Annotated in this window: 17 protein-coding genes; 5 read left to right on the top strand and 12 right to left on the bottom strand. The window is 68.9% G+C overall.

Features of this window, described 5'->3' with window-relative positions:
* Positions 1 to 6: 6 nt before the first annotated feature.
* The 5 genes from AB0B85_RS01390 to AB0B85_RS01370 are packed head-to-tail and all read right to left on the bottom strand — an operon-like array spanning position 7 to position 5,390.
* Complete coding sequence (locus AB0B85_RS01390; RefSeq protein WP_357402283.1) at positions 7 to 1,083, bottom strand: ABC transporter ATP-binding protein; 1,077 nt, start codon at positions 1,081 to 1,083, stop codon at positions 7 to 9.
* Entirely contained in the window at positions 1,083 to 2,150 is a 1,068-nt protein-coding gene (locus AB0B85_RS01385; RefSeq protein WP_357402281.1) for an ATP-binding cassette domain-containing protein, read from the bottom strand. Before AB0B85_RS01385 ends, AB0B85_RS01390 begins: the two co-directional genes overlap by 1 nt.
* Positions 2,150 to 3,061, bottom strand: a complete 912-nt coding sequence (locus AB0B85_RS01380; protein ID WP_357402279.1) for a carbohydrate ABC transporter permease — start codon at positions 3,059 to 3,061, stop codon at positions 2,150 to 2,152. The genes AB0B85_RS01385 and AB0B85_RS01380 overlap by 1 nt, the downstream gene beginning before the upstream one ends.
* Positions 3,061 to 3,993, bottom strand: coding sequence for a sugar ABC transporter permease (locus AB0B85_RS01375; RefSeq protein WP_357402277.1), 933 nt, complete (start codon positions 3,991 to 3,993; stop codon positions 3,061 to 3,063). Before AB0B85_RS01375 ends, AB0B85_RS01380 begins: the two co-directional genes overlap by 1 nt.
* Positions 3,994 to 4,007: 14 nt before the next feature.
* The gene (locus AB0B85_RS01370) at positions 4,008 to 5,390 is read right to left on the bottom strand and encodes an extracellular solute-binding protein (protein WP_357402275.1); all 1,383 of its coding nucleotides are present in this window, start codon (positions 5,388 to 5,390) and stop codon (positions 4,008 to 4,010) included.
* A 418-nt stretch (positions 5,391 to 5,808) separates the two neighbouring features.
* Here AB0B85_RS01370 and AB0B85_RS01365 point away from each other — a divergent pair, with 418 nt between their 5' ends.
* The 3 genes from AB0B85_RS01365 (at position 5,809) to AB0B85_RS01355 (ending at position 8,012) form a co-directional block, all read left to right on the top strand.
* Positions 5,809 to 6,513 carry a GntR family transcriptional regulator gene (locus AB0B85_RS01365; protein ID WP_357402273.1) on the top strand — a complete coding sequence of 235 codons (705 nt, stop codon included), beginning with the start codon at positions 5,809 to 5,811 and terminating at the stop codon, positions 6,511 to 6,513.
* 88 nt (positions 6,514 to 6,601) lie between these two features.
* The gene (locus tag AB0B85_RS01360) at positions 6,602 to 7,171 is read left to right on the top strand and encodes a DJ-1/PfpI family protein (protein WP_357402270.1); all 570 of its coding nucleotides are present in this window, start codon (positions 6,602 to 6,604) and stop codon (positions 7,169 to 7,171) included.
* A gap of 19 nt (positions 7,172 to 7,190) precedes the next feature.
* A complete protein-coding gene (locus tag AB0B85_RS01355; protein ID WP_357402268.1) occupies positions 7,191 to 8,012 on the top strand; it encodes an alpha/beta hydrolase in 822 nt (273 codons plus the stop codon).
* A gap of 79 nt (positions 8,013 to 8,091) precedes the next feature.
* Here AB0B85_RS01355 and pflA read toward each other — a convergent pair whose 3' ends face one another.
* The 7 genes from pflA to adhE all read right to left on the bottom strand — a co-directional run bounded on the left by pflA (position 8,092) and on the right by adhE (position 18,314).
* The gene (pflA, locus tag AB0B85_RS01350) at positions 8,092 to 8,844 is read right to left on the bottom strand and encodes a pyruvate formate-lyase-activating protein (RefSeq protein WP_357402266.1); all 753 of its coding nucleotides are present in this window, start codon (positions 8,842 to 8,844) and stop codon (positions 8,092 to 8,094) included.
* Positions 8,844 to 11,081: a formate C-acetyltransferase gene (gene pflB, locus AB0B85_RS01345; RefSeq protein ID WP_357402264.1), complete on the bottom strand. Its 2,238-nt coding sequence runs from the start codon at positions 11,079 to 11,081 to the stop codon at positions 8,844 to 8,846. The genes pflA and pflB overlap by 1 nt, the downstream gene beginning before the upstream one ends.
* A 125-nt stretch (positions 11,082 to 11,206) precedes the next feature.
* Entirely contained in the window at positions 11,207 to 13,609 is a 2,403-nt protein-coding gene (locus AB0B85_RS01340) for a phosphoketolase family protein (RefSeq protein ID WP_357402262.1), read from the bottom strand.
* Positions 13,610 to 13,725: 116 nt separating this feature from the next.
* On the bottom strand, positions 13,726 to 14,202 hold the full coding sequence (locus tag AB0B85_RS01335) for a nitroreductase/quinone reductase family protein (protein WP_357402260.1): 477 nt from the start codon (positions 14,200 to 14,202) through the stop codon (positions 13,726 to 13,728).
* On the bottom strand, positions 14,199 to 15,152 hold the full coding sequence (locus tag AB0B85_RS01330; protein ID WP_357402258.1) for a nitroreductase family protein: 954 nt from the start codon (positions 15,150 to 15,152) through the stop codon (positions 14,199 to 14,201). Before AB0B85_RS01330 ends, AB0B85_RS01335 begins: the two co-directional genes overlap by 4 nt.
* Positions 15,149 to 15,709: an SRPBCC family protein gene (locus tag AB0B85_RS01325; RefSeq protein WP_357402256.1), complete on the bottom strand. Its 561-nt coding sequence runs from the start codon at positions 15,707 to 15,709 to the stop codon at positions 15,149 to 15,151. The genes AB0B85_RS01330 and AB0B85_RS01325 overlap by 4 nt, the downstream gene beginning before the upstream one ends.
* 40 nt (positions 15,710 to 15,749) lie before the next feature.
* Entirely contained in the window at positions 15,750 to 18,314 is a 2,565-nt protein-coding gene (gene adhE, locus AB0B85_RS01320; RefSeq protein ID WP_357402254.1) for a bifunctional acetaldehyde-CoA/alcohol dehydrogenase, read from the bottom strand.
* Between the two features lie 168 nt (positions 18,315 to 18,482).
* On the opposite strand from adhE, the gene AB0B85_RS01315 reads away from it, so the two are divergent.
* Together AB0B85_RS01315 and AB0B85_RS01310 are read left to right on the top strand one after the other, a co-directional pair.
* Positions 18,483 to 18,635: a hypothetical protein gene (locus AB0B85_RS01315; RefSeq protein WP_357402252.1), complete on the top strand. Its 153-nt coding sequence runs from the start codon at positions 18,483 to 18,485 to the stop codon at positions 18,633 to 18,635.
* Positions 18,636 to 18,847: 212 nt separating this feature from the next.
* On the top strand, positions 18,848 to 20,311 hold the full coding sequence (locus tag AB0B85_RS01310; protein ID WP_357402250.1) for an endo-1,4-beta-xylanase: 1,464 nt from the start codon (positions 18,848 to 18,850) through the stop codon (positions 20,309 to 20,311).
* The last annotated feature ends 126 nt before the right edge of the window (positions 20,312 to 20,437 follow it).

Genomic DNA, 20,437 nt, shown 5'->3' with positions numbered 1-20,437 from the left:
GCTCGGTTACCGGCCCGCCTCGGACAGCGACAGCCCGGTGCTCGCATCGAACAGGTGCGCACGGTCCAGGTCGACAGTGACGTGCAGCTGCTCGCCCGGCGTACCGGTGACAGTGGGTCGTGCCTTGACCTTGAGCATCTCGGTCCCCACGCGGACGTCGACCACCGTCCGGTCACCGAGGGGCTCGAGCCCGTAGAGCTCGCCCGACAACGACGCGTCCCCACGTTGCTCGACCGACAGGTCCTCCGAGCGCAGACCCAGCAGCAGCGCACGACCGTCCTCAGCCGTGGTCCAGTGCGGCCGGGGCAGCGTCCAGCCTGCCGCACCGACCAGACGATCTCCCTCGGCACGGCAGGCGAGCAGACTGATCGGTGGGCTCCCGACGAATCCGGCGACCCACTGGTTGGCGGGACGCTCGTACACCTCGGTCGGCGTGCCGACCTGTTGCACCTTCCCCTCCTTGAGGACCGCGACCTGGTCGGCCATGGACAGGGCCTCGACCTGGTCGTTCGTCACGTAGATGAATGTCGCTCCGAGGCTGCGGTGGATGCGGGTGAGCTCGGTGCGCATCTCGACGCGGAGCTTGAGGTCGAGGTTGGTGAGCGGCTCGTCCATGAGAAACGCGCGCGGACGACGGACCAGCGCCCGGGCCAGGGCGACCCGCTGCATCTCACCGCCCGACAACTGCGCGGGACGACGCTGCAGCAGCCGTTCGATGTGCAGCAGGCTCGACATCTGCTCGATGGCAGTGGCGATCTCGCTCGAGGAACGACGGCGGGCCCGCAGCGGCGAGGCGATGTTCTCGTACACCGTGTGCCGCGGGTAGAGGGCGTAGCTCTGGAAGACCATGGCCAGGTCGCGATCGGCCGGGGCGTCGCGGGTCGCGTCCCGGCCGTCCAGGTGCACCGACCCGGCGTCGAGCTTGTCCAGGCCGGCGATTGCTCGCAGGGTCGTCGTCTTGCCTGCCCCGGAGGGCCCGAGCACGACGAAGAACGAGCCGTCCGGCACGTCGAGCGTCACCCCGTCCAGCGCCTGGACCTTGCCGAAGGATTTGCGTAGCCCGTCTGCTGCAACGGTTCCCATCAGGCCACCAGTTCTTCCGTGCGCACGTCGTAGACCGCCGGGGTTCCGCCGGTGTGCCGCAGGCCGACCTTTGCTTCAGCGGCGAAACGGACAGTCGGTGGCATCCGGACCCGGACGTCACGTTGGCCGCCGTGGTCGACCACGTAGATGATCTCGTCGCCCAACCACTCCACCGAGACCACCCGGGCCGGGATGGAGCCGTCCGCCTCGGGTGCTGTGACTTCCAGCGCCTCCGGCCGGACGCCGGCGACCAGGGCGCTGTCGCGTGGCAGGCCGGACGGCGGCGGAAGAACCAGTCCGCCCTGGCCGCGCAGCTCCCCGTCGGCCACCTCCACCTCGATCAGGTTCATCGGTGGAGAGCCGATGAACGCGGCGCAGAAGAGGCTCGCCGGGCGGTCGTAGACCTCCAGCGGTGTGCCGATCTGCTCCACCCGGCCCTTGTTGAGGATGGCGATCCGATGACCGAGCGACATCGCCTCGACCTGGTCGTGGGTGACGTAGACCATCGTCGCGCCCAGTTCCCCCTGCAGGTGCTTGATCTCCGTGCGCATGTCCGCCCGCAGCTCCGCGTCCAGGTTGGTGAGCGGTTCGTCCATGAGGAAGGCGCGCGGTCGGCGCACCAGGGCGCGAGCGAGCGCGACACGCTGCTGCTCCCCGCCGGACAGTTGGCGCGGTCGCCGGTCCAGGAGCGGACCGAGCCGCATCAGCCGGGCGGCCTCGTCGACCCGCGCGTGCACCTCAGGTTTGGGCAGCCCCTCGGCGCGCAGTGGAAACGCCAGGTTGTCGCGGATTCTCAGATGCGGGTAGAGGGCGTAGAACTGGAACACCATGGCGATGTCGCGCTCGGCGGGCGGCAGGTCGTTGACGAGCGTGTCGCCGATGCGGATGTCGCCGGTCGTCTGCCTCTCCAGGCCGGCGATGGCGCGCAGTGTGGTCGTCTTGCCGCAGCCCGAGGGACCGAGCATCACGAACAGTTCACCGTCGCCGATGGACAGGTCGACGTGCTCGACCGCTACCGTCCCGTCCGGGTAGCGCTTGTGTAGCGCCGTCACCTCGATGCCCGCCATCAGCGTCGCACCGCCCCGAGCGTCACACCGGCGATGAGGTGCTTGCGCACCAGGTACGCGAAGACGAGCACCGGTAGGGCGAATACCACAGAGGAGGCGGCAACCAGACCCCAGTCCGTGGTGGTGCCGCCGATCAGGCCGGCGATGGCCGGTGGGGCCGTGCGCACGCTGTCGCTGGAGGTGAGGAAGGTGGCGAACACGAACTCGTTCCAGGAGAAGATGAGGGCGAAGACCGCCGTCGCGGCGATGCCGGGCAGGAGCAGGGGAAGGGTGTACTTCCGGAACGCCTGCAGACGGGTGTAGCCGTCGAGCATGGCGGCATCCTCGTACTCCGCGGGCACCTCGTCGACGAATCCCTTCATCATCCAGATCGTGAACGGGACGTTGAAGGCGGCGTAGATGAAGATCAGGCCGAGCTTGTTGTCGATGAGTCCGAACTCGCGGTACATGAGGAAGATCGGGATCACGACCACCACGGGCGGCATGAAGCGGGTGGACAGGATGAAGAACAGCTGGTCCTTCTTGGCTCTCACCGCGAAGCGTGAGTAGGCCCAGGCCGCCGGGACCCCCAGCACGGTGGCCAGCAGCGTGGAGACTCCGGCGACCACCACCGAGTTGAAGAACGAGACGGACAGGGCGGTGCGCCCGCCGTCGGGGGCGACGAACACGTCCTTGAAGTGATCCATGGTGACGTCGAAGGTGAAGAACTTCGCCGGGATGGCGTAGACGTCCCGGTTCTCCTTGATCGACGTCTCGAGCATCCACAGCACGGGAAAGAGCATCACCACGGCCAGCACGGTCAGCAGCACGACCTCCAGCAGGGAGCGGCCCCGGCCGCCAAGGCGGCGCGCGGGGGGAGTGTGATCCCGGCCCGGACCTGTGGAGACGGCCTCGTCGACGGAGACGGCCATCAGTCCTCCTTGAGCTTGTTCAGGTAGCGCAGGTAGAGCTGCGTGAGGACGATGACGACGAGGACCATGAGGATCCCGTACGCCGAGGCGGTCCCCGTGTTGAAGCCCAGGAACGCGACCTTGTAGATGTGGAACGACAACGTCTCGGTGGAGACGCCGGGGCCTCCGTTGGTGAGGATGTAGACGAGGTCGAACAGCCGGAAGGCCTCGATGGCCCGGAACATCACGGCGATGAGAAGGAGTGGCCACACAAGCGGAAGAGTGATGGTGCGGAACCGGAACCACTCGGACGCCCGGTCGATCGAGGCGGCCTCGTACAGGTACTTGGGCACCGCGCTGAGGCCCGCGAGCGCGATGAGCATGATGAACGGCGTCCACTGCCAGGTGTCGACAACGATCAGGGAGATCAGTGCCGTCCGCTGCCGGGTGAGCCATTCCACCTGCCCCAGGCCGACCGAGCCGAGCATGCTGTTGACCACGCCGAACTGCGCGTCGAGCATGAACCGCCAGAACAGCCCGACCACGACCGGCGACAGCATCATCGGCACCAGGAACAGCGTGGTCAGCACTCCTCGCCCGTGCGTGCGCCGGGAGATCAGGTAGGCGATGCCGAAGCCGAGCACTGTCTGCAGGCCGACCGCGCCGACCACGTAGATCAACGTCGTCAGCGCCCTGGTGTGGACCTGCGCCGAGGTCAGGATGGCCGTGTAGTTGCCGAACCCGATGAAATTGGCCGGGCCGCCGCGGGTGGCCGAGTAGTCGGTGAAGGACAGGTACAACGACCACAGCAACGGGAACACCGACATGGCGAGCAACAGCAGCATCGCGGGGGAGATGAACGTGACGGCGAGCCAGCGGTCGCTCAGCCGCCGGGACCGCCCCGGTGCAGGTGGCGTCGCGGACGCCACCTGCCCGGGGTTGTCGGTTTTCACAGGGGTGGGGCCACTCACAGTCCGCCGCCGCCCTTGCGGTTGCTGGAGTCGAGCACGCTCTGCTGCTCCTTGGCGATGTCGTCGAGCGCGTCCTTCGGCTTCTTCGCGCCGTTGAGGGCCGCGTTGACGTTCGTGTTCTCGATGTCGACGAGACGCGCGTACTCGGGCACGTTCCACATGTCCCGCATCCGCGGCACCGAGTCGGCGTACACCTTGTTGAACGGCCCGGCGTTGAGGAACTCGGGTGACTGGATGGCGTCCGTACGCGATGGCACGCCACCGGCCGCGGCCCACTTCTTCTGGACGTCAGCCTGCTCGAACCACTTCATGAAGTTCAGGGCCTCGGCCTGGTTCGCCTTGGCGGAGTAGGCCGACACGTGCATCCCCATGCCGCCGAGCGGGACCAGGTTCGTCTTCTGGGTCGGCAGGGTGGCGAAGCCCAGCTTGTCGAGAATCTGCTCCCGACTGGTGCCGAGCGTCGACTGCTTCGGGTCGAGCAGGCCGCCGCTCGCGGCGATCCAGTTGAACGCGATGCAGGCCTTGCCCTGGGCGACGGCGGCGTTCACCTCGTCGATGAACCAGTTGCCGGAGCCCTTGGCGGTCAGTGGCTTCATCTTGTTGACCAGGACGTCCATCGCCTCCTGGCCGGCGGCGTCGTTGAGGACACCGTCGATCTTGCGCGCCTTCGCGTCCCAGAGGTTGCCGCCGTAGACGCCGTTCACCGTGTTGTACGTGACGGCCGCGGCGTCCGAGCCGTTGGCCTGGTGGAAAGCCAGCCCGCTGACGCCTGGGTTGTCCGCCTGGCACTTCTCGGCGGCTGCGATCATCTGGTCCCAGGTCTGCGGTGGCTTGTCGCCGATCAGGTCCTTGCGGTAGATCATCGTCCAGGTGTCGCCGAGCAGCGGCAGGCCGTACAGGCTGGCGTTCTCGTCGCGCTTGCCGGTCTCCGCCTGGGGGAACTGACCGTAGGCCGCCAGGAGGTACGGGTCGTAGGCCGTGACGTCGATGTTCGCCTTGACGTAGTCGGTGAGGTCGAGGATGTTGCCGTTCGTCACCGCCTCGCCGATGTGTTGCGAGTCCAGGATCGCGATGTCGAAGTCGGTCTTGTGCGCGGCGAACTGGGTGAACATCGCGTCGTGCCAGTTCGCGTTCGGTACGGTGTTGACCTTGATGGTCGCGTTCGGCCGTACCTTCTTGTACTCGGTGTTCGCGAAGTCCTCAAGTGCCTTCGCGGGGGGCCAGTCGAACCAGATGAAGCTGAGGGTCAGCGGGTCCGTGGTGAGCTCCGGGATGGTCGCCGGTGCCTTCGGGGCGCTCGTCTTCGCGTCGTCCTTGCCGTCGCCGCAGGCCGTCACGGTCGTGGCCACCAGCAGCATGGCCGCCGTCGCCAGCCGCACCTTCCGCCCGGGAGTGGACGTTCGTCCTATTCGCTTCGGATACCGCATATTCCTGCCTGCTTTCTGGATGGGGACTTCTAGAGCCTCGCTATGTGCTTCGCCGAGCAGTTGCTGGGTTGTCCAGGCGTGTTGCCGGACCGTCGCCGGGGGGCCGACCCGTGGACCGGCGTCCGGAGTGCGCCGCGACGTACCGGGTCGCCGTGCCGTCGAGACGCCCTCCAGGTGATCGACGCGGAGTTGGTGGGCGGCTCCGCGGCGGTGGCGGATGAAGATCATCCGCCACTTTTCCTATACGATCGAGTTGGGGCGTCAGCATGCCGCAGCGTTGTGACTGATGTCAACAGGTTCGCGAAGGCGCAAGAGAGGACCTCAGGTCACAATGGACGACGAAGCGATGATCGTGCGGGGCCGTAGGGCCATGACTGGCGGATTGGCGCCGGGGAGATCTCGCGGCCGGCTCGCCGACGAGGTGTACGACACGCTGCTCGGACAGCTGATGTCGCTGCGGATCGAGCCTGGCTCCCGCGTCACGATCGACGTCCTGGCGCGAGAGCTGGGGGTCTCCCAGACGCCGATCCGAGACGCTCTGAACCGGATGGAGGCCGAGGGGCTGGTCGTGCGGGTGCCCCATGCCGGCTACCGCATTCCGCCCCAGATCACCAGGCACCGCTTCGAGGACATGCTCGAGGTCCGCCTGCTCCTGGAGCCGGCGGCGGCGCGCAGGTCCGCCGAACGCGCGTCCGTCGAGCAGGTGGCCGGGCTGCGCCGAATGCTTGAGGAGATGGCGGAGTTGCAGGGGGGCGACGGGCTGACGGCGTACGGCGCCTTCGGGCTCCGCGACGCCGCGTTCCACGATCTCGTCGCCCTGAGCGCGGAGAACCAGGTCATCCGTGAGGCGCTCGCTCGCCTGCACAGCCACGTACACCTCTTCCGGCTGCACCACGACACCCAGGTCACCCACCTGGCGATGGCCGAACACGAGGAGGTGGTGGCGGCGATCGCCGCGCGTGACCCCGACGCCGCCGCCTACGCGATGCGTCGGCACATCCTGCGGTCCGGCGAGCGTTTTCGCCGGTTGTTCGACGAGTTCGAGAGCGCGGACGCGGTGGCGGTAGAGGCTTGACGGGCGGGTTGGGCCGAGGAATGCTAACTCGACCGGATCGGATCCGATTGGATCCACCTCACCCGCCACCAGATGCGAGGAGAAGCAGGTGCCTAGAGCGCTGCTCCTGACCGGCGACGCCGCCGAGGAACTCGACACCATGTATCCCTACTACCGCGTGCAGGAGGGCGGCTGGGACGTCGACGTCTCGTCACGGACGACGCGTGACGTGCAACTGGTCATCCACGAGTTCGACCCCAACTCCGACGCCTACGTGGAGAAGAACGGCCGGAAGTTGCCGGTCGACGTGCCCTGGGCCGAGGTCGACGTCGAGCGCTACGACGCCCTCATCATCCCCGGTGGACGCGCCCCCGAGTGGATCCGGGTCGACGCCGACGTCCGGCGCATCACCGAGCACTTCTTCGCGCGTAACCTCCCCATCGCGCTTGTCTGCCACGGCGCCCAGGTACCGGCGGTGTACGGGTTGCTGAAGGGTCGAAAGACGGCGTGCTTCCCGCCCATCACCGGTGACATGGAGAACGCGGGCGCGACGGTCATCGACGCCCCCGACGTGGTCGACGGCAACCTCGTCTCCTGCCGGGGGTGGCCCGACATGCCGCAGTTCGGCAGGGCGATGATGGAGCTCTTCTCGAAGTCCGTCGACTCCGCCTCGGCATGAGCACTACCGAGCTGCCCCGGTGACCCCACTTCGGACCGTCACTGTCGACGGCTCACCCGTTCACGTCCTGGCGAGCGGCACCGGGCCAGCGGTGCTGATGCTGCACGGCTCCGGACCCGGCACCACCGGGTCCGGCGCCTGGGCACCGACGGCGCAGGCGCTTGGCGCGTCCTGGCACCTGGTGGCTCCGGACCAGGCCGGGTTCGGCCGCACACCGGTCCCGCCGGGTGCCAGGGGTGGGCTTCGACTGTGGACGGAGCAGGCCGCGGGCCTGATGGATGCGCTCGGTATCGGGCGCTACGCAGTGCTGGGTCACTCCATGGGCGGTGCCGTGGCGCTGGCGTTGGCGGCCGCGCGCCCCGAGCAGGTCACCCAGGTCGTGGCGGTCTCGACGATGGGCGCGCCCGGGGCGCCGCTCTCCGCCGACCTCGACGCGTTGTGGGCCGCCCCCGCCGGCCCGCTCGGGGCACGGGACATGCTGAGTCGCCTCGTGCTCGACCAGGCGCTCGTCACCGATGCGGCAGTCGAGGCCCGGGCCGCCGCGATGCGTGCGGGGGCGGAGGCGTTCGCGTCGTTGTTCCCGCCACCCAGGGCACGATGGGTGGACGACCTCACCCTCTCGACGCAGACGTTGGCCGCGATCCGCGCGCCCGTGCTGCTCGTGCACGGCGCCGAGGACCGCGTCACTCCGCTCGAGACGGCAGCCCTGCCCCTGCTCGACCACCTGGCCGACGTCCGGCTGCACGTGTTCGGTCGATGCGGGCACGTGCCGGCGATCGAGCACCCGGACGAGTTCCGGCAACTGCTGTCATGTTTCCTCGGCCGGGACCGGGGTCGCTAGTTGCCGCGCCCGTCCGACTGAGTGGCCCGCCCCACGCTCGCCCGAGCCTTCCGTCCGAGTCGCCCGAGGCGGTGGGCGGTCAGTACACCGTCAGCCCGTGCGCCTCGAACTGGTCACGGACCCGACGCAGCAGCGCCTCATCCGGCGGCGTCGTGTCCGCCAGCGGGAACGGCAGGCCGAGGGCGGCGTACTTCTGCGCGCCGAGCCGGTGAAAGGGCAGCACCTCGACGCGTTCGACGGTGGGCAGGTCGGCCGCGATGGACGCGACGGCGTCGACGTTGCCCGGATCGTCGGTGAGGCCGGGTACGAGGACGAAACGGACCCAGATCGGCGTGCCACGGTCGGCCAGGCGGTGCGCGAACCGCACTGTCGGCGTCAGCCGCCCGGTGCGGGTGACGGCCCGGTACGTGGCCGGGTCGCCGGACTTGATGTCGAGAAGTACCAGGTCGGTGGCGTCGAGCAGCGTGTCGTCGGCGCGGTCGCCGAGCAGGCCGCTGGTGTCCAGGGCGGTGTGCAGCCCCATCTCCTTGCAGCGGCGCAGCACCTCCCGGGTGAAGGCGGGCTGTTGCAGCGGCTCGCCGCCGCTGACTGTGACGCCGCCGTGCGCGACCTTCAGGAAGCGTTCGTAGCGGCGGATCTCGGTGACGAGGTCGTCGACGGAGGTGGGCCGGCCGTAACGGCGGTACTGGGTGTCGGGGCTGTGGCAGTAGAGGCAGCGCAGCGGGCAGCCGGCCAGGAACGCGACGAACCGGGTGCCCGGCCCGTCCACTCCGATGGAGATGTCGAAGGAGTGGAGCGAGCCGGTCACCGGCGCCGTGCCGACGTCTGTCATCACAGCGATCCGTGAAAGGTTCGGGAGATGACGTCGCGCTGCTGCTCGGCGGTGAGTTTGACGAAGTTCACCGCGTACCCGGAGACCCGGACGGTCAGCTGCGGGTAGTTCTCCGGGTGGGCCATGGCGTCCTCGAGAGTCGCCCTGTTCAGCACGTTGACGTTCATGTGGAAGCCGCCGCTGTCGGTGTAGCCGTCGAGCACTCCGGCGAGGTTGGTGATCCGTTCGTCGCGGGCGTGGCCGAGGCCGTCCGGGGTGACGGTGATCGTCAGCGAGATCCCGTCGCGTGCGCTGCGGTACGGCAGCTTGGCGACCGACAGCGCGGCGGCGACCATGCCGTGCGTGTCGCGGCCGTTCATCGGGTTCGCGCCCGGCGCGAACGGCTCACCCGCGCGCCGCCCGTCCGGCGTGTTGCCGGTGTGTTTGCCGTAGACCACGTTCGACGTGATGGTGAGCACCGAGAGCGAAGGCTCGGCGCCCCGGTAGGTGGGCTGCCGCCGGATCTTGGCCATGAATCGTTCGACCAGGTCGACGGCGATCGCGTCGGCGCGGTCGTCGTTGTTGCCGAAGGCCGGGAAGTCGCCGTCCACGGTGTAGTCGACGGCCAGGCCGTTCTCGTCGCGCAGTACCTTGACGTGCGCGTGCTTGATGGCGCTCAGACTGTCCACGGCGACCGACAGGCCGGCGACGCCGGTGGCGAGGAATCGGTGCACGGGGTAGTCGTGCAGGGCCATCTCGATGCGCTCGTAGGCGTACTTGTCGTGCATGTAGTGGATGACGTTGAGCGCTTCGACGTACGTCTCGGCCAGCCAGTCGAGCGTCTGGTCGTACGCGGTCATGACCGTGTCGTAGTCGAGCACGTCGTCGGCGATCGGTTCGGCGACGAAGATCTGCTCGCCGGTCATCTCGTCGCGGCCGCCGTTGATCGCGTACAACAGGGCCTTGGCGAGGTTGGCGCGGGCGCCGAAGAACTGCATGTCCTTGCCCACCCGCATCGCCGACACGCAGCAGGCGATGGCGGTGTCGTCGCTGTACGCGGGCCGGATCAGGTCGTCGTTCTCGTACTGGATGGCGCTCGTGTCGATCGAGACCTGGGCGCAGAACCGCTTGAACCCCTCGGGCAGCGCCGGCGACCACAGCACTGTCAGGTTCGGCTCCGGCGCCGGACCCAGGTTGTAGAGGGTCTGCAGGTAGCGGAAGCTCGTGCGGGTGACAAGCGGGCGGCCGTCGCAGCCGATCCCCCCGAGCGCCTCGGTGACCCAGGTCGGGTCGCCGGAGAACAACTGGTCGTACTCCGGTGTGCGCAGGAACCGGATGATCCGCAGCTTGATGACGAAGTCGTCGACGAGTTCCTGCGCGTCCCGCTCGGTGAGCCGGCCCTCGGCGATGTCGCGTTGCAGGTAGACGTCGACGAAGGTGGCGGTCCGGCCCAGCGACATGGCCGCGCCGTTCTGCTCCTTGGTGGCCGCCAGGTAGGCGAAGTACAGCCACTGGATCGCCTCGCGGCCGGTGCTCGCCGGACCGGAGATGTCGCAGCCGTACCGGCTGGCCATGACTCGTAGCTCGCCCAGTGCCCGGATCTGCTCGGCAAGTTCCTCACGGTCGCGGATCACGTCCTCCGACGACAGTTGGGCGTCGAGCGACGCCTTGACGGCCCGGCGCTCGGCGATCAGCCGGTCGACCCCGTACAGCGCGACGCGCCGGTAGTCGCCGATGATCCGACCACGGCCGTACGCGTCCGGCAGCCCGGTGATGATGTGTGAGCGGCGGGCGGCCTTCACGTCGGCCGGGTAGGCGTCGAAGACACCGTCGTTGTGTGTCTTGCGGTACCGGCTGAAGATCGTGTGCACGGTCGGGTCGAGGGTGAAGCCGTACGCCTGGAGACCGGCCTCCACCATCCGCAGCCCGCCGTTCGGCATGATCGCGCGGCGCAGCGGGGCGCTGGTCTGCAGACCCACGATGAGCTCGTGACCCTGGTCGAGGTAGCCGGGCTCGTGTGAGGTGATCGTGGACGGGGTGTGGTTGTCCACGTCGTAGACCCCGCGACGACTCTCCTCGACGAACATGTGCCGCAGCTGCCGCCAGATCCGCTCGGTACGGGGCGTCGGCCCGGTCAGGAACTCCGACCCGCCGGTGTACGGCTCGATGTTGTCGTGGACGAACCCGCCGACGTCGATCGTCTCGCGCCAGCCGGTGCCGCGGAACCCGCGCCAGGCTTCGTGGGATGTGGTGGCCATGGCCCCTCCTTAATCTCCTCCCAGCCTCGCCGAGTGACAACCAGCGGTTAAGGGCCGGAGGTCCCGGACGGGTCGGGACCGTCCGGGACCTCCAGGTGCGGGTGTGCCCATCAGGGCCGTCGATCTCAGCCGCGGGCGGCCCAGTCGCCGAGGGCCCAGTCGCGGACCTCGGGCATGTCCTCCAGGTGTTCCACCACGTACGTCTCGTGGCGGTCGAGCTGGCTCTGGCACCACGCCTTGAGGTCCGCGGCGCCGCGCGGGAGGCGCTTGGCGTTGTTGATGGCGTCCATCACGAGGTGGTACCGCGATGCCTTGTTGCGCACTGTCATGTCGAACGGGGTGGTGGTCGTGCCCTGCTCGATGAAGCCGCGGACGCGGAACCGGTCGGCGTCCGGGCGGCCGTGGACGAGCTGGTGGATCGCGCCGGGGTAGCCGTGGAAGGAGAACACCACGTCGACGTCGTCGGTGAACAGCTCGGTGAACAGGGTCTCGCTCATGCCGTGCGGGTGGTCCTTGGGCCGAACCAGGGCCATCAGGTCGACCACGTTGACCACGCGGACCTTGAGGCCGGGCAGCCGGTCGCGCAGGATCTGCGCCGCCGCGACCGTCTCCATGGTGACCACGTCGCCGGCGCAGGCGAGGACGATGTCGGGGTCGCTGGTGCCGTCGTCGGTGCCGGCCCAGTCCCAGACGCCCGCGCCGCGGGCGCAGTGCTCGATCGCCTCGTCCATGGAGAGGTACTGCAGCTGCGGCTGCTTGTCGATCACGATCAGGTTGATGTACGACCGCGACCGGAAGCAGTGGTCGGCCACGGACAGCAGAGTGTTGGCGTCCGGCGGCAGGTAGACCCGGGCGACGTCGCCGCGCTGGGTGAGCACCACCTGGATCAGGCCCGGCCCCTGGTGGGAGAAGCCGTTGTGGTCGTTGCGCCACGCCGTCGAGGTGAGCAGCACGTTGAGGCTGGGCACCTTCTCGCGCCACGGCAGGTTCTTGGCCTCCTGCAACCACTTGCCGTGCTGCACTGTCTGCGAGGCGCTGACCATGGCGAACGCCTCGTAGGTGGCGAACATGCCGTGCCGGCCGGTCAGGTTGTAACCCTCCAGCCAACCGTGGCAGTTGTGCTCGCTGAGCACCTCCATGACCCGGCCGTCGCGGCTGATCGCGACGTCGTCCGGCGTCACCCGCTCCATGAAGGCGCGGTCGGAGACCTCGAAGACGCCGCCGAGCCGGTTGCTGTTGGTCTCGTCCGGGCAGAACAACCGGAACCGGTCGGCGTTGCGGGTGTAGATGTCGCGCATCATCTCGCCCAGCTTGCGCGTCGACTCGGCCCGCTGCTGCGCGGGCCGGGGCACGTCGATCGCGTAGGCCCGGAAGTCCGGCAGGTCCAGATCCCGGGTCAGCACCCCGCCGTTGGCGTGCGGGCTGGCACTCATCCGCAGGTCGCCGTCAGGAGCCTGGTCCCGCACGGCCGCCACGGGCGCGCCGGCGGAATCGAACAGCTCTTCCGGACGGTACGACTTGAGCCAGCGCTCGAGCAGCGCGAGATGTTCCGGGTTGTCCTTGACGCCGGACAGCGGCACCTGGTGGGACCGCCACGTGCCGGTGACGGTGATCCCGTCGACGGAGTCCGGCCCGGTCCAGCCCTTCGGCGAGCGCAGGACGATCAGCGGCCAGGTCGGGCGGGCGCCGTCCCAGGAGCCTTCACGGGCGGCGGTCTGGATGTCGCGGATCCTCGTCCAGGCGGTGGCGAGGGCGGCGGCGAAGCGGTGGTGCATGCCGGGCAGGTCGGAGCCCTCGACCTCGATGACGTCGTAACCGTGGCCGCGCAGCAGGGCGCGTACCTCCTCGGGGTCCTTGCGCCCCAGCACGGTGGGACCGGAGATCTTCGCGTCGTTGAGGTGCAGGATCGGCAGGACCGCGCCGTCGCGTTCGGGGTTGAGGAAGGACACGCCCTTCCAGGAGCCCTCGAGGGGCCCGGTCTCGGCCTCACCGTCGCCGACGACCGCGATGGCCAGAAGGTCCGGGTTGTCCATGACCGCGCCGAACGCGTGGACCAGGACGTAGCCCAGCTCGCCGCCCTCGTGGATGGAGCCGGGGGTGGTCACCGACACGTGCGACGGGATACCGCCCGGGCTGGAGAACTGCCGGAACAGCCGTAGCATCCCGGCCTCGTCCTGGCTGACGTCCGGGTAGACCTCGCTGTAGGTGCCTTCCAGGTAGCCGGCGGCCACCAGCGCCGGACCGCCGTGACCCGGACCGGCCAGGTAGATCGCCTGCTGACCGGTGTGCCGGATCAACCGGGAGACGTGCGCGTAGATCAGCGACAGGCCCGGGCTGGTGCCCCAGTGACCGAGCAGGCGCGGCTTGATGTGCTCAGCCGACAGGGGTTCGCGCAGCAGCGGGTTGCCCTGCAGATAGATCTGTCCGATGGTCAGGTAGTTGTTCGCCCGCCACCACGCGTCCAGACGAGCGAGTTCGGTGTCGTCGAGCTCGGCGAGCGTACGGAGTTCGGATACGACCGCGGTCACGATTGTCCTTTCACAGATCTCGTCGTTGTCAGGACCCACGTTAGGTGCAGCCGAGGTCGGCCACCCGGGGCCGCAAGCCGCAAGCCGGAGGACCTTCGACCCGCGGAGCCGGGACCTCAGGGCGCTGCCGGTGTGATCAGGAATACCGGGTACTGCGGCGCTATCGCCGCGAACTGATCGAGTGAGGAATGCCGATCGATCGGGAAGTGCGCCCGGGCACCCGGTGCCTTGGCGAGATATCCGCGCAGGATGGGCGCACGTTCCGCCACGTCGACCTCGACCAGCCGGACCGCCTCCCGCCGGCCGTGCCGCAGGGTGGCCGCACCGTCGGCGGCCCGGACATTGGCCACCCAGTTGGCTCGGCGTCCGAGCATCGAGACCAGGTAGCGCCGCCCGTCATGAGTGGCCAGCACCAACGGGAGGGCCACCGTCCGTCCGCTCCTGCGGCCCACCACCTCCAGAGTCACCCAGGCCGACGGGGCCAGGAATCCGCTGCTGTGCAGGGCCGCGGCGATCCGGTTGAGCACCCGGGCCAGGCGGCCGGGCCGACCGTCCCGGTACATCCGGGTCCGCCAGGATCGTGGGTTGATCATTGCTGGCCCTCCTTCAGGACCTCGGACAGTGGGCGGCGTGGTGTGACAGCGGCCTGCGGTCCGTATCCGATCCGGATGATCATCTGTGCCCAACGGCCGGCGGCGGTGTCGGTGAGCAGTTCGCGGATTGCCGGAACCTCGACCGGTTGGCTGATGGGTGTGGTGGCCAACCGCAGCCGGGTGGCCACCAGCAGGACGTGCTGCAACGCCTGGCCAGCGCGGACCCAGTCATCCGGGTCGTCACCGAGCGTCGCGAGCACGGCGATTGTCGGGTGCGCCTCGAAGAGCTCATTCGTCCGCCAGGGTTGCGGGTGGACGAGGCCGAAGTCCCGGATCGGCATCCGTTCGAGGGCGTCCCACGGCCCGATGGCGGCCGGTGGGACGCCATCGTGGCGGCCCGGCGTGGGCCTCGTCCAACGGCTCAGCTCGGCCCGGTAGCGGCCCCTCTCGCGCTGCTGGCGCTCGGCCTGTTGCCCGAGCCCGAGGATTGCGCCGCGGGTGACCGGGCCGGCGATCGTGAGTGCCGCGCCCTGGTCCGCGGCGGCCAGTCTCAGCTCCTCGATCGCGTCGGCGGACACCACCGAGTCCGCGAACGGCCAGCGGTTGGTGTGCCGCCGTGCGATCGCTTCGGCCAGCGTCGTCACGGTTTCCGGCGGCGGTTCCTCACGGTCGAGCAGCACCCGGGCCACCAGGTCGGGCGAGTCCGGTTCCGGGAAGACGACGTACGTCGTCCGCCATCCCTGCGCCCGCAGAGCCAGCCGCAGGGTGAACAGGGCCGCACCGACACTGATCAGGAGTTCGCGCCCGGACGCGTCCAGTGCGTCGAGTTGGCGGCTGCGGTCCGCGTACACCCGCACGTCCCGGCCGGTGACCCGGAAGCGCCAGGGCTGGCTGTTGTGCAGCGAAGGCGCGAGCGTTGCCGCCGCCACGCACCGGGCGAGCACGTTCATGACGCGCCTTCCGCGCGCTGCTTGACACCCAACAGCATCCGACGCTCCATGATCAGACTGCCCGGTTCCATCACCAGGCGGTACGCGGTCCGACCTGGCCCCGCGCGGAGCGCCAGGGCGATCCGGTTACGGCTGATCAGCCGGGTGCCCGCCCCGTCTGGCCGCAGGTGGAAACCCCACACCCAGGTGCCGTCGACGGACCGGAACACCAGCGTCCGCTCCGGGTCGAGGACCTCGACCCGCATGGCCGGCCCGTTCCTGCCGAGCGGTAGTTCGTCGCCGCCGGCGAGGTGCTGGAACTGCGGGAGAATCTCGTCGGCGCTGTGCATGTCGAGCCCGAACAGGTTCTCGATCCAGTCGTAGGTGTAGGCGCCACCGCGACCGCTGCCCATCTGCACGAGCCAGGGCCAGACCGCCTCGGGTGGCGCGTCGATGGTGACTGCCCGGGTGGAGACGATGTCCGGCTCGGGGAGGAACTCGTCGCCGGGCAGCGTGGCCCGCACCTCGGCTGCGGTGGCTCCCCACGTGAGCGACCGGTGGAGCACTGTTCCCTTCATGGCCTTCTCCTTCCTGAGCGAAGTGGCCCTCCCGGCCGGGTCAGCCGGCGGTCGCCGGTCCGAAGTACGCGGCGCGCATCAGTTGCTGCATGTCGTCGAGCATCGGCATCCGGGGATTGGCCGGCGCGCACTGGTCCTCGTAGGCGTTCAGTGCCTGCTGCGGCAGCGCCGCGAGGAAGGCCCGCTCGTCCACGCCGATGGCCGCGAACGACGGTTCGATGCCGACCTCGTCGCGCAGGCGCTCGATCGCCGTCGCCAGAGCTTCGACCGCTTCGGCGTCGGTCGCCGCGGGCAGCCCGAGGGTGCGGGCGATGTCGGCGAAGCGTTGCGGCGCCCGGTAGGCCTCGTACTTCGGCCAGCCGGTGAGCTTGCTCGGCACGGTGCCGTTGTAGCGGATCACGTGCGGGAGCAGGATCGCGTTGGTGCGCCCGTGTGCGACGTGGAAGGTCGCCCCCAGGGTGTGCGACATGGCGTGCACGATGCCGAGGAAGGCGCTGCCGAACGCCATGCCGGCGATCGTCCCGGCGTTGTGCATCTTCTCGCGGGCCACCGGGTCCGCGGCACCCTGATGTACGGCCCGCGCGAGGTTGCCGAAGATGAGCCGGATGGCGTGCAGAGCCAGACCGTCGGTGAAGTCGCTGGCGTAGACGGACACGTACGACTCGATCGCGTGGGTGAGCGCGTCGAAGCCGCTGTCCGCCGTGACCACCGCCGGCAGGTCGGCGGCCAGGACCGGGTCGACGATCGCCACGCTCGGCGTGAGGGCGTAGTCGGCGAGCGGGTACTTCTTTCCGGACGCGGTATCGGTGATGACGGCGAACGGGGTGACCTCGGCCCCGGTGCCGGAGGTGGTCGGGATGCACACGAGTTGGGCCAGGGCACCGAGGGTGGGGAACTTGAAGGCGCGTTTGCGGATGTCGAAGAACTTCTCCCGCAGATCGGCGAAGACCACCTCCGGGTGCTCGTAGCGCAGCCACATGACCTTGGCGGCGTCCATCGCCGAACCTCCGCCGAGCGCGATGATGGTGTCCGGGCGGAACGAACGCATGACCTCGGCGCCCCGGTCGACGGTGCGTACGCTGGGCTCCGGTTCGACGTCGTCGATGATCTGCAGAGCCACCTGCTCACGCCGGCGGTGCAGCACGGACAGCACACGGTCCACGTACCCCAGCTTGGTCATGGTGTGGTCGGTGACCACCGTGACCCGGTGCACGTCGGGCATGTCGGCGAGGTAGCGGATCGCGTTCGGCTCGAAGTAGATCTTCGGGGGAACCTTGAACCACTGCAGATTGTTCGTCCGCCGGGCGACCCGCTTGATGTTGATGAGGTCGACCGCGGTCACGTTGTGCGACACCGAGTTGTGGCCATAGCTGCCACAGCCCAGCGTCAGCGACGGCAGGAAGGCGTTGTACATGTCGCCGATGCCGCCCTGCGAGGCCGGTGCGTTCCAGATGATCCGGACGGCCTTGACGCGGCGGCCGTACGCCTCGGCCAGACCGGCGTCCCGCGTGTGGATGACGGCGCTGTGGCCCAGACCGTCGAACTCGACCATCTGCTCGGCGTACCCGAACGCCTGGTCGGGACCGGTGGCGGGCAGCAGGGCGAGCACCGGGCAGAGCTTCTCCCCGGTCAGCGGTTCGGCCGGGCCGACCCGGTCCACCGGGGCCAGGATGATCGACGTGTCCGGGGCTACCGGAAAACCGGCGTGTTCGGCGATCCAGGTCGCCGGCTGCCCGACCACGTCGGGGTTGAGCTTCCCGGAGCCGAAGAGCAGTTTCTCCAGCAGCGCCTTCTCCTCCGGCGTCGCGACGTGGGCGTGCAGTCGCCGGAACTCGGCGACAGCGGCCGGCCGGATCGCGTCGTCGATGATGACTGCCTGCTCGGAGGCGCAGATCATGCCGTTGTCGAACGACTTGGACAGCACCACGTCGTTGACCGCGCGGGCCACGTCGGCCGAAGCCTCGAGGTAGGCGGGGACGTTTCCGGCGCCGACGCCGAGCGCGGGTTTGCCGGTGGAGTAGGCGGCGCGGACCATCGCGTTGCCGCCGGTCGCCAGGACCACCGAGACACCGGGATGCTGCATCAGTTCGTTCGTCGCGGCCACCGACGGTTCCTCGATCCACTGGACGCAGTGTTCCGGGGCGCCGGCGGCGACGGCGGCGTCGCGGACCGTCCGGGCCGCTTCCGCGCTGCAGCGTTGCGCCGACGGGTGGAAGGCGAAGATCACCGGGTTGCGGGTCTTGAGGGCCAGCAGCGCCTTGAAGATGGTGGTCGAGGTCGGGTTGGTCACCGGCGTCACCGCGGCCACCACCCCGACCGGCTCGGCGATCTGGGTGATCCCGGTGATGTCGTCCTGGGCGATCACCCCGACCGTACGGATGTCGGCCATGTGGTTGGTGACGTGCTCGCAGGCGAAGATGTTCTTCACCGCCTTGTCCTCGAACACGCCGCGGCCGGTCTCCTCGACCGCCAGCATGGCGAGTTCGGCGTGCCGGCTGAGCGCGGCCACCGACGCCTTCTTCACGATCTCGTCGATCTGTTCCTGGCCGTAGGAGTCGTAGCTGGCCAACGCCTTGAGACCGTTCTCAACCAAGGTCCCGATCATGCTTCCGCCCTCCGCCGTTCCGTCCTTTCGAACGTAGGTCCGCGGTGACCGACGCCGGCACGGCCGATGGACTCCCGAGCCCGGGACTCCCGGCCCGGGACCCTGCGGCCCATGGCCCGGACCGCAGTCGACACGTCTGATGTTTGTGCTTGCACTCTGCTGGCCTCAGTGGCTGTTCGGTCGACCGGGTCGACGGAGAACGTCAATGGATTCGGCCCGGACTCCCCGCCGACGTCGCTGGGCGCCTACGACGTCGTCGTCCACCGGGTCGCGCCGATCGTGCAGGCCACCGCCCTGGAGTCGGCTCTCGGAATTCGCTGAGACCCCGCATCGCCACCCTGCGGCGATCGCGTCGACATCACGATCGACGGCCGACGCGTCGACACGATCGGCGACTGGACACGCAAATCGAATTGATTCGATATAGCATCGCGGCAGGGCAGGGTCACTCCGCACGGGCGTACGACGCCTGTGCATTTCATCCACCGGGCGATCCGGGCAGCGGCCGGTGGTCACACCGAGGAGAAACGCAGATGAACGACGTACCCGCTCGACCGAAACACCGCACCAGGGGTGCCACCCGGCTCCTGCTGGGCGGGGCCTGCGCCCTGGCGGTCGTCGTGGCCTCGATGGCCATGGCACCCTTCGCCCAAGCCGATCTCAGTGGCCCGCCCGGCACCACGCTCCAGGCCGCCGCCGAGCGCAGTGGCCGGTACTTCGGTGCTGCCATGGGGGCGGACCGTCTCAACGACTCGGGCTTCCTGGCCATCGCCGACCGCGAGTTCGACATGATGACCGCCGTCAACGAGATGAAGCCCGACGCGACCGAACCCAACCCCGGTCAGTTCGACTTCCGTAACGGCGACGCGATCTACAACTGGGCCACCCAGCACGGCATGCGGTTCCGGGGCCACACCCTGGCCTGGCACGCCCAGCAGCCGAGATTCTGGGGGAGCCTCGGCGGCAGCGCCCTGCGGACCGCGATGATCAGCCACATCAACGGCGTCATGGCGCACTACAAGGGCAAGTTCGCCTACTGGGACGTGGTGAACGAGGCCTTCGCCGAGAACGGCAGCCGACGCTCATCGAACCTGCAGTCCACCGGGAATGACTGGATCGAGGTGGCGTTCCGGACCGCACGCGCGGCGGACCCGAGCGTGAAGCTGTGCTACAACGACTACAACATCGAGAACTGGACCTACGGCAAGACGCAGGGCGTCTACAACATGATCCGGGACTTCAAGGCCCGCGGCGTCCCGATCGACTGCGTCGGTCTCCAGACCCACTTCACCGGTGGCAGTTCACTGCCGGGCAACTTCCAGCAGACGCTGTCGAGCTTCGCGGAGCTCGGGGTTGACGTGGCGTTGACCGAGGCCGACGTCACGAACGCCTCCACCAGCCAGTACCAGGGCCTGACCCAGGCCTGCATGAACGTTCCCCGCTGCGTCGGGATCACCACGTGGGGGATCCGGGACAGCGACTCCTGGCGGGGCAACGAGAGTCCGCTGCTGTTCGACCGCAACAGCAACCCGAAGGCGGCGTACACCGCAGTCCTCAACGCTCTCAACGCCGCCTCCACCACGGTGCCCGGCACCCAGCCGACGACCCCGCCGCCGACGACGCCTCCGCCGACCACTCCGCCGCCGACCACCCCTCCACCGACCACTCCGCCGCCGACGACCCCGCCGCCGACGGGTGCCTGTAGCGCGACGTACCGCATGGTGAACTACTGGGGCGGGGGCTTCCAGGGCGAGGTCACCGTGGCCAACAACGGGTCCGCCACGCTCAGCGGCTGGACGGTACGGATGACGTTGGCAAGTGGGCAGACCATCGCCAACGTCTGGAACGGCATCAACACCGGCACCAGCGGGACGGTGAGCGTTCGTAACGCCGACTACAACGGATCTCTCGGCGCGAACGCCTCGACCACCTTCGGCTTCCTGGTCAACGGCAGCAGCAACGCCGCCCCCGGCAGCCTCTCCTGCACCAGCCCCTGATCGGCGACAGGTACCCACCCGCTGCCTCGGGACGCTGACCCGGGCCCGGAGCCACCGGCTCCGGGCCCGGAGCCACGTGGAGCGCGCCAGCGTCTCGGCTGGTGGTCTTGCCCAATTCATCTTAGT

This window comes from Micromonospora sp. NPDC049044 (genome assembly GCF_040649215.1).
GTDB lineage: Bacteria > Actinomycetota > Actinomycetes > Mycobacteriales > Micromonosporaceae > Micromonospora.
Note: the sequence above shows the minus strand (reverse complement) of the source record. Positions and strands in the feature narration are given on the sequence as shown.

Coding starts and splice junctions, on each gene's coding strand:
- AB0B85_RS01390 (WP_357402283.1), bottom strand. CDS start 1,083: ATGGGAACCGTTGCAGCAGACGGGCTACGCAAATCCTTCGGCAAGGTC.
- AB0B85_RS01310 (WP_357402250.1), top strand. CDS start 18,848: ATGAACGACGTACCCGCTCGACCGAAACACCGCACCAGGGGTGCCACC.
- AB0B85_RS01380 (WP_357402279.1), bottom strand. CDS start 3,061: ATGGCCGTCTCCGTCGACGAGGCCGTCTCCACAGGTCCGGGCCGGGAT.
- AB0B85_RS01330 (WP_357402258.1), bottom strand. CDS start 15,152: ATGAACGTGCTCGCCCGGTGCGTGGCGGCGGCAACGCTCGCGCCTTCG.
- AB0B85_RS01325 (WP_357402256.1), bottom strand. CDS start 15,709: ATGAAGGGAACAGTGCTCCACCGGTCGCTCACGTGGGGAGCCACCGCA.
- AB0B85_RS01335 (WP_357402260.1), bottom strand. CDS start 14,202: ATGATCAACCCACGATCCTGGCGGACCCGGATGTACCGGGACGGTCGG.
- pflA (WP_357402266.1), bottom strand. CDS start 8,844: ATGACAGACGTCGGCACGGCGCCGGTGACCGGCTCGCTCCACTCCTTC.
- pflB (WP_357402264.1), bottom strand. CDS start 11,081: ATGGCCACCACATCCCACGAAGCCTGGCGCGGGTTCCGCGGCACCGGC.
- AB0B85_RS01365 (WP_357402273.1), top strand. CDS start 5,809: ATGACTGGCGGATTGGCGCCGGGGAGATCTCGCGGCCGGCTCGCCGAC.
- AB0B85_RS01385 (WP_357402281.1), bottom strand. CDS start 2,150: ATGGCGGGCATCGAGGTGACGGCGCTACACAAGCGCTACCCGGACGGG.
- adhE (WP_357402254.1), bottom strand. CDS start 18,314: ATGATCGGGACCTTGGTTGAGAACGGTCTCAAGGCGTTGGCCAGCTAC.